The following is a 12584-nucleotide window of genomic DNA, read 5'->3' as shown; positions in this document are numbered from 1 at the left end:
AAGCGGCGATGAGCGAACAAGACACCACGCTTCAGAACCCGACCGCGCGCGCTACCGCCAAGCATGTCCGCGTCACCCCGATGAAGGCTCGTCGGGTCGTGGATCTGGTTCGCGGCAAGCGGGTCGAGGACGCGCTGAACATCCTGCGCTTCGCGCCGCAGGCCGCCAGCGAACCCGTTGCCAAGGTCGTGGCCAGTGCCGCGGCGAACGCCGAGAACAACCTCGGCCTGAACCCCGACACCCTGGTCATCTCGACGGCGTACGTCGACGAGGGCGCGACCATGAAGCGTTTCCAGCCGCGGGCCCAGGGCCGCGCGTTCCGGATCCGCAAGCGCACCAGCCACATCACCATCGAGGTCGAGAGCGTCTCCAGTGCCGCCCCGGCTCGTAGCCGCCGGAAGGGAGGGGCTAAGTAAATGGGACAGAAAATCAACCCCCATGGCTTCCGCCTCGGTATCACCACCGATTGGAAGTCCCGCTGGTACGCCGACAAGCAGTACAAGGACTACGTCAAGGAAGACGTGGCGATCCGCAAGCTGCTGAGCACGGGTATGGAGCGGGCCGGCATCTCGAAGGTCGAGATCGAGCGCACTCGTGACCGCGTCCGGGTGGACATCCACACCGCGCGTCCGGGCATCGTCATCGGCCGCCGTGGCGCCGAGGCCGACCGCATCCGCGCCGCGCTGGAGAAGCTCACCAAGAAGCAGGTTCAGCTGAACATCCTCGAGGTCAAGAACCCCGAGTCCGATGCGCAGCTGGTTGCCCAGGGTGTGGCCGAGCAGCTGTCGAACCGTGTGGCGTTCCGTCGTGCGATGCGTAAGGCCATCCAGTCGGCCATGCGTTCGCCGAACGTCAAGGGCATCCGCGTGCAGTGCTCGGGCCGCCTCGGTGGCGCCGAAATGTCGCGCTCGGAGTTCTACCGTGAGGGTCGGGTGCCGCTGCACACGCTGCGCGCCGACATCGATTACGGCCTCTACGAGGCTCGCACCACCTTCGGCCGGATCGGCGTGAAGGTGTGGATCTACAAGGGCGACATCGTCGGTGGCAAGCGGGAGATCACCGCCGGCGCTGCGCAGCCCGAGCGTCGCGAGCGTCGTGAGCGGCCGAGCCGTCCGCGGCGGTCCGGATCGTCGGGCACCACCGCGACCAGCACTGAGGCCGGTCGGGCTGCCACCACCGCTGTGGCCGAGCCGCCGGCAGAAAAGCAGGAGGGCTGACCCATGTTGATGCCCCGCAAGGTCAAGCACCGTAAGCAGCATCACCCCCGTCGTACCGGCATGGCCAAGGGCGGCACCTCGGTGGCGTTCGGTGAGTTCGGCATCCAGGCTCTCGAGCCCGCCTACGTCACCAACCGGCAGATCGAGTCGGCGCGTATCGCGATGACCCGCCACATCAAGCGTGGCGGCAAGATCTGGATCAACATCTACCCGGATCGCCCGCTGACCAAGAAGCCGGCCGAAACCCGCATGGGTTCCGGTAAGGGCTCGCCGGAGTGGTGGATCGCGAACGTGAAGCCCGGCCGGGTGATGTTCGAGATGTCCTATCCGAACGAGGAGATCGCTCGTGAGGCGCTGCGCCGCGCGATGCACAAGCTCCCGATGAAGTGCAGGATCGTGACCAGGGAGGAGCAGTTCTGATGGCTACCGGAACTCCGGCCGCAGACCTGCGCGAGCTCAACGAGGACGAGCTCGTCGCCCGCCTGCGTGAATCGAAGGAAGAGCTGTTCAACCTGCGCTTCCAGATGGCGACCGGTCAGCTGACCAACAACCGTCGCCTGCGTGTGGTCCGCCACGAGATCGCGCGCATCTACACGGTCATGCGTGAGCGCGAGCTCGGCCTGGCCTCCGGTCCTGAAGGCAAGGGAGACGCCGCATGAGCGACGTAAAAGGCCCGGCCAAGACGCCGGCCAAAGAGGAGGACCGTGGCTCGCGCAAGGTGCGCGTCGGCTACGTCGTCTCCGACAAGATGAACAAGACGATCGTCGTCGAGCTGGAGGACCGTACCCGGCATCCGCTCTACGGCAAGATCATTCGCACCACCTCCAAGGTGAAGGCGCACGACGAGAACGAGACCGCCGGTGTCGGCGACCGCGTGCAGCTGATGGAGACCCGTCCGCTGTCCGCCACCAAGCGGTGGCGGCTGGTGGAGGTGCTGGAAAAGGCCAAGTAAGCCTGCTCTGCTCCTCGGCTGTGTAGTCGAAATACGAAGGCCCGCTTCCCGTTGTTGGGAGCGGGCCTTCGTCGTGCACGGCCGGCTGTGCCTTCGGCTGTCTTTTGGTATCTATCTGATTGCTTCGACCAGGCTCGTGTTGGGTCAGGTCGACGCCGAGCGGCTCCGAGCTGCCGTACACATCCGGTCCACCTACGCGGGCCTGAATCTCGACATCGTCGATGCGATGTGCGTCGTGCTGGCGGCAGAGTTCGATACGAATGCCATTCTGACCTTGGATCGCAGGGATTCTCGAGCGCTTCGGCCGCTCGCCGGCTTTTCGGTTGTTGCCCGACGACATGGGCGGGCCTCGCTGATCGGGTCGGGGGCGGCTTCACGCCGGAACGGCGAACCGCCGGTCGATCGTGTCCTCGTCACCGAGCCGGGCGACCAGTGCGGGGGACAGATACAGCGATTCCACCGTCATCTCCCGGCGGCCCGACAGTGTCGCTTGAGTGGAGACGCCGACGGCCACATGCCGATGGGTGAGGCCGAGTTCGGCCGGTAGCGCTTCACCGTATTTCCGGTCTTCTCGGATGGCGTCGTAGCTGACGATGAACGAGACCTCGTTGTCGATCGCCTGTTGGAGGGTGTCGGCGAATGCGTTGCGTTGCAGTCCGGTGAGGTAGCGGTGATCGGGAACATCGCTGGTGCCCTGATATGGGGGATCCATATACACCAGCGCGTCGCGAGGAGCGTTGATCAACTGGTCCTCGTAGGAATGAACTACTACCTCGGCGTTGCGGAGCAGACTGGAGGTGTGCAGTACGCGCGTCCGGGTGATTGCGGGGCGCGCGCCGAGACGTCGATTGTCGGCGGCCTGGTTGAAATCGCCGTTCTTGCTGTACCGGACAGCTGCTTTCACACAGCGGGCGAGCAGATACAGCAGGATCGCAGGGTTCTTGTTCTCATTGAACTCGGCGCGTTTGCGCATGTAGTACTGCTTGGCGGCGGCAAGGGGGTCGCTCCCCTCCTGCTGTGCGTGCCACATGCGGGCGTATTCGTCGAGCAGGACTTCCGGCGAGTCGATGATCATGCGCCACAGCTCGATCAGGGGCCCGTTCACATCGGAGAGATAGATGTTCCGGGCGCGTTCGTAGTGGCGGGCAGCCACCGAGACAGCGGCGGATCCGGCGAAGGGCTCGATCAGTAGTGGCACACCGGTATCGGGGAACAGTGACATGATCCGTCCGGCCAATGCCCGCTTGCTGCCCTGGTACGGAAAGGCTTGGGGTACAGCGCGCGGGCCGTCGATTCTCCACTGCACGGGCGAAACGATACTCGAGCGGACGGCCGGCGCTCCGGGAACGGGAGTTCCAGCAGTCAGCGGACGGTGCTGTTGCGCTCGGCGGAGTTGTCCCGACCGTCGGCGTCGGCCGCCGCGTACTGATCGCGCACACTCCGCAGCCGTTGGACGAGCGCGGCCGGAAACGGGATGCGTGCCCGGCCGGTGAGCCAGATACTTCCCGGCGCCCGGCGCAGCATCTCCACGAGCACCATCGTCGTCGCCAGAACCGCGAGGAAGACAACGAGGGTGGCGGCGACCGGGCCGTGGGAGTCATGCACTTTCGGATACAGCGGCAGGAAGGCTTCGAGCACGATCGGATGCACCAGGAAGACCGCGAAGGAGCGGTCGGTGCCGTAGCGGGAGATCGCGGCGGCGAATCGGTAGCGCGGCTGTATCCGGCCCCATGCGGAGCTCACGGTGTAGAGCCCGGCGATCAGCGCGACGAAATACACCGCCATGTACGGATTGAAGACGTTGAGCGACTCCCAGGCAGTGGTGCCGCCCGCCACCGCGTGCAGATAGCACCATTCGGCGCCTGCCGCCGCGAGGACGGTGCCGAGTAACAGCACGGGCCCGAAGCGGCGCACGATCCGGTCCACCTGCTCGATATGCCAGGCCGCGACCGCACCCAGCACCACATAGAACTGGTACGGCAGGATCGTCACGTACAGGTGCTCCCACAGCGGCACCGCGACGCCGGACAGCGTGGGCGGGTTGACCATCACCCACAGCAGGCCCAGTTGCACGATCGCGCTCACCGCGAGCAGCCGGCCGTGATGCCCTGCGGTCCGGCGCACCAGGCGCAGGATCAGCGGGAAGAGCAGATAGATCTGCATCGACACCAGCAGGAAGTACAGCTGGTACCAGGCTTCGCCGGTGACGAGTTCGAGCGCCAGGCGTCCCACCGCCTGCGCCGCCGTTTCCTGGTGGATATCGGCGACGATCGAATAACCCCAGTAGAAGACCGACCAGACCACATACGGGATACCGACCAGCATGAAGCGGCGGCGCCAGAAATGCCGGGCATCGAAGGAAGAACGATGTGCGTACTGGTAGACCAGCACGAAGGCGGTGAGCGCGAAGAACGCCTGGCGCGGAAAGTGCAGCAGCAGCATCGCGCCGTTGCCCGTCACGCTGTCCGGATCGCCGGCTCGATCGATCACGTGCACGCCGATCACGCAGACGAAGGTGAGGATCCGGAACAGGTTGACCTGATGCAGGTACGGGCGTGCGGGACGTGGACGCTCCGCGCCTCCGACCGGCGGCGCCGCAGTGGTCGAGGGGAGGGCGGATACCGCTGTCCGGGATTCGGGGCTCATCGCGCCGCCGGGGTCCGGGGACAGGTGCACCACCCGTTGCACGGCGCCTTCGCCGACGAACGGGCCCGCGGAGAGGTGTCGATCATTTGGTTCCTCGAGTCGGTCGTCGGGTACATGGTTGCGTCCGAACCTGTGAGGGTCCTCAGCGTCCCCCGCGAGGAAACTGAATTACCTGGTAGGGGCGGCGAAAAACCCGTTCAGCGCATCACCGGGAAAAGTGGTGAATCGGTGCGGCCGGTCGCTGCTTCGATGAATTCGGTGGGGTCGGCGACGGCCGCCAGGATGGTGGCGGTGGCGCGCAATGCGGCCGGTGGAGGCGGCGGGCCGCCTACCGCGTCGATCAGATCCAGGTAGTGGACGGTGGCCTCGATCAGCGAGGTCTCACCGATTGCGCCGAAAGTGGCGCTGCGCAGGAGCGGATAGTCCAGACCCGCGGAGCTGTCCTGCGAACGCAGCGTCTCGACCAACTGCGGTGCGAACTCGGTGAACTGCGCGCACAGCTTTTCCGGCCCGGCGGTTGCCGCCGCGCGAGCCTGATCGGCAATCTCCTCGGCGAGGCCGATGGCGGCGCCGCCGGGTGCGTTGAACCGGCGCAGCATCTCGGCGCCGCTGGTGACCTTCGGGTTCTGCACCGGGTCCCGGCGCAGGAAGTCGAGTACGGCCTGATTCGGCGCGACATGGGCGACCAGGTCCTGAACCACCCAGCCGGATAACCGCGTCGGGGTCTGCCACTCCTGTTCGGTGAGGGTGGCGGTTCGGGTGCCCCAGCAGCGCCACATGTCGTCCAACAGGTCGAAATCCATGCGGAACCTCTCGTCGGTGGTCGTGGCGATGCGGCGTGGGGGACCATATCACCGGCGCCGACGTGCGCCCGCACACATTTCGGACTGTTGTCCGACTGCTCACAGACTCCGGTCCGACTACTCAGCCTCCGACTGCCACCGGCATGGCGATGCTGCGGGCAAGTTCGAGAATGCGCTGTATCCGAGAAACCGACAGACCGACCAGTCGTGCGATCTCGTCGGGACTACGCGACTCCTCGGTGAGCGTCAGCACCTCGACCAGCTGGTCGACCGCGATTTTCGCTGGTCCCCGCCGGTGAATCTCGCGGGCCACCGACCAGATCGCGACATCGCCCGATTCGTCGCGAACGGGATCGATCTCTGCGGCCGCGATGGTGCCGGTGCCGACCTTCGTGTCGTCGGAATCCTCGCCGAAGTCCTCGTCCAGTTCCTCGGCGAAGTACTCGGTCGCGCCTGCTGCCGGTTCCCGCACGGATGCGCCGCGCCGAGCCCGGTCCGGGTACTCGGGTGTGCGCGACACCGGCGACTGTGCGCCGACGACCTCGCTCGACACATGTGCACCGGCAGTGTTGGTGCCGCTCGGTCGTGATCGCCGGAGAGCTTCCTCGGGATCGGATTCATCCGGCCTGACGGTGAAGTCTGTGGCCGGGCTCCGGTCGAGAGCATTCGCCGACCTGCCGGCGGGGCGGATACCCCGGGCACTACCGGAGCCGCTTTCTGCATCGGCAGCGTCGTGGGGCGGGGCAGCGACGGATCCGCGTCCGTCCCGTGCGCCGGTGAGTTCCGGTTCGGCGCGGGTGCCGACCACGTCGTCCGCGACCGGTGCATCGGCGCGGGTGTCGACGGGTGGTGTGTCGGCGAGGAGGGGCACCGACTGTGTGTCAACGCGCGGGTGCTCGCCGGCGAATCCGTCCGTGACGTGTGCCTGCGAACGGGACGTGTGCGCGTGCTGGGTTCCTTCGTCGCCCAGCGCGTACGAGATCGGAGAGCGGGTGCTGTGCTCAGCGATATCCCAGCCGGCGTCACCGCTGGGAGTACCGGCATTCTCGGTCCGGCCCGTCCGTACGATGCGACGCCGCGGGAGTTCGGCGACGGGTTCGCCCAGCACCAGTTGCACCGCATCCTCGGTGGTTTGTGGCGGGCGCGCCCGCCGCGGTTCATCGGACACGATGCGGAGTGCGGCACCACGACTCGCCATCTGGTCGGGTTGCGGTTGCGGCTGCGTCTCTGCCGTGGGTCCGGCCGGCATCGCCTCGGTGCGCGTCGAAGCGACCGCCGACCGGGAGTCCGTCGACCCCACCGCAGCCGGGCCGACGGCTGCCCGGTCCGCCCGTGCCGGGTCCCCGGCAGTGGGTTCGATCGGAGTGGGGTGGTTCGCGGGGCTCGCTACATCCAGCGGGCGAGCAGAGGCCTCGGCCGCTTCCGCGATCACCGGCGAACTGGGTTCGACCGGCTTCTGCTCGGACGCAGCGGCGACGGTTTCGGCTGCACAACGGGCGCTCGCCGTCGGCTGGGTTGCCTCCCCGGCGGTGGGTGCTGCGGTGCGAACGTCGCGCTGGGTTGCGCCAGGAGAAACCGCAGTGCTCGCCTGCTGTGCGGCGGCGGATTCGGGCCGTGCGGGTGGTGGTGTGCCGGCGCTGGCGCTGGTAGCCCGGGGGCCGTCGGCGCCCGTCGCTGTGGATGACGTCGCCGATGCGGCTGCCGTGCTGGACTCCGATTCCGGAGTTCGAGCGGTGGCGAACATACGCCGTTCGGTCCGGGGCGGCGTTACCGGCCCTGTAGCTGTCGACGAGGGTGGGGCACCGACAGCCGGATCCGCTGGAGACGGTTCCGCAGTGTCACGCTCGAAGGTCGAGACCCACAGCTGCTGTGGATGCTCGTCGTGTTGCGGCAGTTCGCGCGGTGCGAGCATCCGCTGCAGCGGGCTCGACCAGGAGGGCTCTTCGCGGTGATAGCCGGTGGGCGGCCGGTCGTCGGTGTGGTCGAGGGGGATGTCGTCGATCAGTTGGGCATAGCGGGCCGAAACCCAGGCGTGCAGCCAGATGACCACACCGACCATCACCGGTGCCACGGCGGCCTCGGCTGCTTTCGCGGGTGCGCCCGCCACCAGGTGCGGGCCCGCGTTCAATGCGATCGTGACGCCGAGCAGGGCAGCCTCGAGGAAGATCACCTTGCCGCGGTCGATATCGCGGCCCCAGCGGGCGGCGGTGGTAGCCACGACCATGATGGTGATGATCGGAATCGAGATCATCGCCTCGAAGCCGTAGCTGAGCCAGTACAGCGGATCCGACATATCCCCGCTGGGCACCAGGTTGTGCTGCACGTTCACCCCGGACCACACCATGCCCAGAATCACCACGCCGATCAGCGCCCGCGACGACCATTCGGCGCGGCGGAACAACTGGGCCAGTCGCGCATCGGAGTTCGAGACCCGCATCCGCGCGGCGCGGGCGCGGCGATGCCAGCGCGCATCCGCGTCGTCGGCGCGACGCAGCGCCAGGGCCACCCAGCGGTCACGTTTCTCCGAGGTCAGTTCGGCTGCGACGGCACGTTTGCGCTGGCGGCGGCGCTGCCCGCGAATCCATTCGGCAAGATCCCGTTCCGCGGTCATCTCCCGGTCCGACAGCTCCGCGAACAACGCCGGGTCGGTTTGCAGCGGTAACTTGCCGCGGGCGGTTTCCACGCGCTGAGCCAGAGCAGCCAGCTCGAGCCGCGCATCCGGAGGAGTATCGGCGGTGCTTCGGCGGGACGAGCTCGGCAGGTCCGTGTGCAGGTCCGCGCCGGAGTCGGTGGCTGCGAAGTCGTCGCGAAGTGGGTGGGGAGCGGAATCCATGGGGTGAACTGCGGTGGAACCGGTCGACTGCGCGTCGAGCATGGCGTGCCTTTCCCGGCAGCAACCGCGCTACCGAGGTCGATTAACCGAGTACTCGAACATATGTATGATCGACGTGAGAGTAATCGGTGACCAAGTCCCGGTCAACGCTTTCACCGAACATCAGTTCGGATGTATTGGTAAATTGCCAGTTCCGCCCGGCGTTTTCGAATTACGGTGCGGGCAGCCGATTTCAGCGCACGGCGGTATGCCACACGATGGCCGCCGCGAGTGCGCCGGCGCCGTTCAACGACCAGTGCAGGGCTATCGGCGCGAGCAGGCTTCCGCTGCGTCGCCGCAGCCAGGTGAAGACGAAACCTGCCGCCGCGGTGGCGAGTACGGCGAGCGTGATCCCGGCGATCTGCCCGCCCACGCCGCCGCCGAGCATTCTGCTCAGTCCGGCGTTGCTGCTGGTCAGGCCCAATGATGAGGCGATATGCCAGCAGCCGAAAAGCAACGAGCCGACGAGGAAGACCCCGCGCGCGCCGTAGGCCCGGTCCAGCGCACCGTGTAGCACGCCCCGAAAGGCCAATTCCTCCGGAATAACCGTCTGCAGGGGAATGACGATCATGGATGCGATCAAGGCGCCGGACAGGGTCGCGTACCGGTTCGCGAGAAAGAACGGCCGAGTGATCGGCAGCAGTGCCCCGATCGCCACCGCACCGACCACGATCGCCACCGCGCCGAGGGCGTACAGCGTGCCGCGTCGCCAATGCCGCGGGGAAAGTCCGAGTTCCGCCCAGCCCAGTCCGCGGCGCCGCATCAACAGCACGAGAATTATCGCGGCAGCCGGAACGGTCGCGATATTGGCCCATTGGGAGGTGAAATGCGCGATCAGGTTGGTTCCGGCGAGCACCACCACGACGACGGCGACATCGACATAGGCGTGTAATCGTCGCTTCGCACCGATCGGGGCCGGTGACTCCGCAGCGGTCCGCGCCACCCCGTTATCGTTTCGAGACATCATGGCCAGTTTACGTTCATGCCTCCGGGGACGCCCTGTTCCGCGGGTCACGATCTGCTGAGAAAACCTGAGCCGGGCGCTAGCGCGCTGTGAGCCGGTGCGCTAGCGCGCTGCGGGCCGCCCGTCTGCCCAGCCCTCGTGGTCGGTCCACGCCTGCAGCGTCCGGGTCGTCTCGAACAGGCGCTCCGCACCGCTGACCGGATCGGTGAAGGCGAGCCGGGCGGCCAGCAACTGCAGCGGTCTGGTGAAGTCGCCCAGCGGCCGGTCGGTGAGATCGGGATAGAAGTCGTCCCCGAGGAGCGGGATGCCGAGGCCGTTCATATGCAGTCGCAGTTGGTGGGTCCGCCCGGTATGCGGGATCAACCGGTACCGGCCCAGTCCGTCGCGGTGTTCCAGCAGTTCGACGAGGGTTTCCGCATTGGGTTCACCTTCGGTTTCGAAGGCGCGAAGAATGGTGCGTTCCTTGACGATCCGGCTGCGTACCGTGCGGGGGAGCGCCAGGTCGGGATCGTAGGGTGCGATCGCTTCGTATTGTTTGTGTACCCGGCGCTGATGGAACAGGGTCTGATACGCCCCGCGCCGCGCCGGATCGATCACGAACAGCACCAGGCCGGCGGTGGTCCGGTCGAGCCGATGTGCCGGAATCAGATCCGGCAGCTCGAGTTCCCGTCGCAGCCGCACCAGCGCGGTCTCGAGAATGTGCTGTCCCCGCGGAATCGTGGACAGGAAATGCGGTTTGTCGACCACCAGCAGAGCGTCGTCGCGGTGGACCACGGTGATCTCGAAGGGCACGGGCGTTTCGTCCGGCAGGTCGCGGTGAAACCACACCGCGCCACCGGGAACATAGGGCGCATCCGGTGCGATCGGTCCGTCCAGGTCGACGATGGCGCCTTCGGTGAGCATCTCGTCGATGCGCGCGGGCAGTACCCGGGGCAGCCGCTCGACCAAGTGGTCGCGGATGGTCGCCCAGGTTCCGTCCTCGGGGAGCCGCAGCCGGGCCGGATCGAGTCCGTGCCGTTTCGGCAGCGGCGGTTTCTGCCTGCGTCGCACCCGTCGACCCTAGTGAGCGGCGGCGCTGCTCCGTGCGGCGGCCGGGTCCCGGAGCGGTGGTGTGCCACGCGCGTCCGGGACCGCCGTGCTGCAGGTACTAGACGGTGCAGGGCAGGTTCGCGTAGTAGGCGATGGAGCACTCGGATTCACGGCTGAGCTTCCAGGTGCCGTCGATGTCCTTCCACTTCAGCTCGATGAACATGGCATCGAAGCCGGGAACGTTGATCTGCAGGTTGTGGGTCAGGGTGTCGCCCTGCACGGTGACCGGTTCGACGGCCTGCCACTGGAACCCGGGAACGGACGCCATGACCCCGCCGACCTGGTCGAGCAGCGGCAGTCCGGCCTCACCGGCTTCGAGCTCGTTGGCCCGTGCCCCGCGCGGTCCGTTCGGATCCAGGGCCAGCTGCATCTTGCTCTGCAGTTCGCCGGTGCCGGGTGCGGCTGCATGTACGGGCGCCGTCACGGGCACGGCGACGGCAGGGGCGGCCGTGGCTGCGACGCCACCGGCGAAGACCGCGGCAGCCAGCGAGAGTGCGGCGACGGTGCGGGATTTGATCTTGATCATGGTTTATCCGATCGTTCGTGGGCCAGAAGTGCCGTGTCTCGCAATCGGTTCGCGAGGGCTTGGCACCACCAAGCAATATAAGGTAAGCCTATGCAAAGGTAGGTAGTACTCAGTCGAAATCTGGAAGATCGGCATTTCCCGGTTTGCTGGATCCGTGCAGCTGAACGCCTCGAAGGGTGGATGTGCGGTGGCTGGAATCACAGAACGGGAGAACCCAGTGCAGACGCTTCTCGTGGTCGGAGCCGGGCCGAAAGCAATGGCAGTCGCTGCCAAGGCTCGGGTGCTGCGTGATCTCGGGCTGCCCGCCCCGCGCGTGGTCGTGGTCGAATCTCATGCGGTGGGCGGCAACTGGTTGCCCAGTGGCGGCTGGACCGACGGACAACACCGGTTGGGCACCAGTCCGGAGAAAGATGTCGGCTTTCCGTACCACTCCACCTGGTCGCGCGGCCGCAACCGGGACATCGATCGCGAGATGATGGCCTACAGCTGGAATGCGTATCTGGTGGAGACCGGCGGGTATGCCGAATGGGTGGACCGCGGCCGCCCCAGTCCACACCATCACGTGTGGGCGGGCTACCTGCAGTGGGTCGCTCGTAAGTCCGGCGTGGAGGTCGTGTTCGGCACGGTCGGTCGCATCCGCGCGGCCGCCGACGGCTGGCTCGTCTCGGTCGTCGATGCGCACGGCGCCGAATCCGAAATCGACACCGACGGCCTGATGATCACCGGCCCGGGCGACAGTGGGCGCGCGCTCGCCGAGCATCCCAAGGTGCTCAGCATCGCCGAGTTCTGGGATCTGGCCGGTAAGCGTCGGCTGCCGGTGTCCTCGCGTGCCGCGGTCGTCGGCGGCGGCGAGACGGCCGGGTCCGCGGTGGACGAACTGGTCCGCCACGATGTGCTGACCGTCTCGGTGATCTCGCCCGGAGCCACCATCTACACCCGCGGTGAAAGCTATTTCGAGAATGCGCTGTTCAGTGATCCCGCGAAGTGGCGGGCGCTGAGTCTGCAGGAGCGCCGTGACGTGATCCGCCGGACCGACCGCGGTGTGTTCTCGGTGCGTGTGCAGGAGAACGTGCTGGCCGACAGCCGGGTTCATCACATGCAGGGGCGGGTCGTGCGGGTGGCCGAGCGCGGCGAGGGGGTGTCGCTGACGCTGCGCAACGAGCGGCGCCCCGACCAGATGCACGCCTTCGATCTGGTGGTCGATGCCACCGGCGGGCAGCCGCTGTGGTTCCTGAACCTCTTCGATTCCGATGCCACCGATCTGGTGGAGCTGGCGGTGGGCGGTCCCATCACCTACGGCCGGCTCGAGGCGGCGATCGATCACGATCTGGCGGTCGCCGGACTCGGTGCCAAGTTGTATCTCCCCAATCTGGCCGGTGTGACCCAGGGGCCCGGTTTCCCGAATCTCAGTTGCCTGGGCGAACTCTCGGATCGGGTGCTCGGTGGTGTGCCCGCCCGTTCGGTTGCGGGTGTGAGCCGGGCGGTGGGCGCCGCCAGACCGCGATGACCAACGCC

Annotated in this window: 13 protein-coding genes; 6 read left to right on the top strand and 7 right to left on the bottom strand. The window is 67.0% G+C overall.

What is annotated here, in order from left to right:
- Positions 1-8: 8 nt before the first annotated feature.
- The 5 genes from rplV to rpsQ are packed head-to-tail and all read left to right on the top strand — an operon-like array spanning position 9 to position 2169.
- Positions 9-416 (top strand): 50S ribosomal protein L22, encoded by a 408-nt coding sequence (gene rplV, locus NV2_RS13150; protein ID WP_067872700.1) that lies wholly within the window; start codon positions 9-11, stop codon positions 414-416.
- Positions 417-1217 carry a 30S ribosomal protein S3 gene (gene rpsC / locus NV2_RS13145; protein WP_067872697.1) on the top strand — a complete coding sequence of 267 codons (801 nt, stop codon included), beginning with the start codon at positions 417-419 and terminating at the stop codon, positions 1215-1217.
- Between the two features lie 3 nt (positions 1218-1220).
- On the top strand, positions 1221-1637 hold the full coding sequence (gene rplP / locus NV2_RS13140) for a 50S ribosomal protein L16 (RefSeq protein ID WP_067872694.1): 417 nt from the start codon (positions 1221-1223) through the stop codon (positions 1635-1637).
- Positions 1637-1876, top strand: a complete 240-nt coding sequence (rpmC, locus tag NV2_RS13135) for a 50S ribosomal protein L29 (protein WP_067872692.1) — start codon at positions 1637-1639, stop codon at positions 1874-1876. The genes rplP and rpmC overlap by 1 nt, the downstream gene beginning before the upstream one ends.
- Entirely contained in the window at positions 1873-2169 is a 297-nt protein-coding gene (rpsQ, locus tag NV2_RS13130; protein WP_067872690.1) for a 30S ribosomal protein S17, read from the top strand. The genes rpmC and rpsQ overlap by 4 nt, the downstream gene beginning before the upstream one ends.
- 373 nt (positions 2170-2542) lie before the next feature.
- On the opposite strand, the gene NV2_RS13125 is transcribed toward rpsQ, so the two are convergent.
- The 7 genes from NV2_RS13125 to NV2_RS13095 form a co-directional block, all read right to left on the bottom strand.
- Positions 2543-3475 (bottom strand): DNA adenine methylase, encoded by a 933-nt coding sequence (locus tag NV2_RS13125; RefSeq protein ID WP_157102883.1) that lies wholly within the window; start codon positions 3473-3475, stop codon positions 2543-2545.
- A gap of 56 nt (positions 3476-3531) precedes the next feature.
- Positions 3532-4857, bottom strand: coding sequence for an acyltransferase (locus NV2_RS13120; protein WP_067872684.1), 1326 nt, complete (start codon positions 4855-4857; stop codon positions 3532-3534).
- A gap of 155 nt (positions 4858-5012) precedes the next feature.
- Positions 5013-5618: a maleylpyruvate isomerase N-terminal domain-containing protein gene (locus tag NV2_RS13115; protein WP_067872682.1), complete on the bottom strand. Its 606-nt coding sequence runs from the start codon at positions 5616-5618 to the stop codon at positions 5013-5015.
- Positions 5619-5739: 121 nt separating this feature from the next.
- On the bottom strand, positions 5740-8451 hold the full coding sequence (locus NV2_RS13110) for a hypothetical protein (protein WP_157102882.1): 2712 nt from the start codon (positions 8449-8451) through the stop codon (positions 5740-5742).
- Between the two features lie 232 nt (positions 8452-8683).
- Positions 8684-9454 carry a CPBP family intramembrane glutamic endopeptidase gene (locus NV2_RS13105; protein WP_084474548.1) on the bottom strand — a complete coding sequence of 257 codons (771 nt, stop codon included), beginning with the start codon at positions 9452-9454 and terminating at the stop codon, positions 8684-8686.
- A gap of 102 nt (positions 9455-9556) precedes the next feature.
- A complete protein-coding gene (locus NV2_RS13100) occupies positions 9557-10504 on the bottom strand; it encodes an RluA family pseudouridine synthase (RefSeq protein WP_067872673.1) in 948 nt (315 codons plus the stop codon).
- 97 nt (positions 10505-10601) lie between these two features.
- Complete coding sequence (locus NV2_RS13095) at positions 10602-11069, bottom strand: MTB12 C-terminal domain-containing protein (RefSeq protein WP_067872671.1); 468 nt, start codon at positions 11067-11069, stop codon at positions 10602-10604.
- 217 nt (positions 11070-11286) lie between these two features.
- On the opposite strand from NV2_RS13095, the gene NV2_RS13090 reads away from it, so the two are divergent.
- Complete coding sequence (locus tag NV2_RS13090; RefSeq protein ID WP_067872715.1) at positions 11287-12576, top strand: SidA/IucD/PvdA family monooxygenase; 1290 nt, start codon at positions 11287-11289, stop codon at positions 12574-12576.
- Positions 12577-12584: the final 8 nt, after the last annotated feature.

This window comes from Nocardia vermiculata NBRC 100427, assembly GCF_001613265.1.
Taxonomy (GTDB): Bacteria; Actinomycetota; Actinomycetes; order Mycobacteriales; family Mycobacteriaceae; genus Nocardia; species Nocardia vermiculata.
Note: the sequence above shows the minus strand (reverse complement) of the source record. Positions and strands in the feature narration are given on the sequence as shown.

Coding starts and splice junctions, on each gene's coding strand:
- NV2_RS13110 (WP_157102882.1), bottom strand. CDS start 8,451: ATGGATTCCGCTCCCCACCCACTTCGCGACGACTTCGCAGCCACCGAC.
- rpsQ (WP_067872690.1), top strand. CDS start 1,873: ATGAGCGACGTAAAAGGCCCGGCCAAGACGCCGGCCAAAGAGGAGGAC.
- rpsC (WP_067872697.1), top strand. CDS start 417: ATGGGACAGAAAATCAACCCCCATGGCTTCCGCCTCGGTATCACCACC.
- rplP (WP_067872694.1), top strand. CDS start 1,221: ATGTTGATGCCCCGCAAGGTCAAGCACCGTAAGCAGCATCACCCCCGT.
- rpmC (WP_067872692.1), top strand. CDS start 1,637: ATGGCTACCGGAACTCCGGCCGCAGACCTGCGCGAGCTCAACGAGGAC.
- NV2_RS13105 (WP_084474548.1), bottom strand. CDS start 9,454: ATGTCTCGAAACGATAACGGGGTGGCGCGGACCGCTGCGGAGTCACCG.
- NV2_RS13095 (WP_067872671.1), bottom strand. CDS start 11,069: ATGATCAAGATCAAATCCCGCACCGTCGCCGCACTCTCGCTGGCTGCC.
- NV2_RS13115 (WP_067872682.1), bottom strand. CDS start 5,618: ATGGATTTCGACCTGTTGGACGACATGTGGCGCTGCTGGGGCACCCGA.
- rplV (WP_067872700.1), top strand. CDS start 9: ATGAGCGAACAAGACACCACGCTTCAGAACCCGACCGCGCGCGCTACC.